This window comes from Siccibacter turicensis LMG 23730 (assembly GCF_000463155.2).
Classification (GTDB): Bacteria; Pseudomonadota; Gammaproteobacteria; order Enterobacterales; family Enterobacteriaceae; genus Siccibacter; species Siccibacter turicensis.
In genome coordinates this window covers 1-215 of the sequence record NZ_AWFZ01000005.1, presented here as the reverse complement: position 1 = coordinate 215, position 215 = coordinate 1, and the positions used below count along the sequence as shown (strand labels likewise).

Genomic DNA, 215 nt, shown 5'->3' with positions numbered 1-215 from the left:
CCGCCTTCGCCACCGGTATTCCTCCAGATCTCTACGCATTTCACCGCTACACCTGGAATTCTACCCCCCTCTACAAGACTCTAGCCTGCCAGTTTCGAATGCAGTTCCCAGGTTGAGCCCGGGGATTTCACATCCGACTTGACAGACCGCCTGCGTGCGCTTTACGCCCAGTAATTCCGATTAACGCTTGCACCCTCCGTATTACCGCGGCTGCT

At 56.3% G+C, this 215-nt stretch carries 1 rRNA gene; it reads right to left on the bottom strand.

Features of this window, described 5'->3' with window-relative positions:
* Positions 1-215, bottom strand: a 16S ribosomal RNA gene (locus DW58_RS00770); the annotation flags it as partial.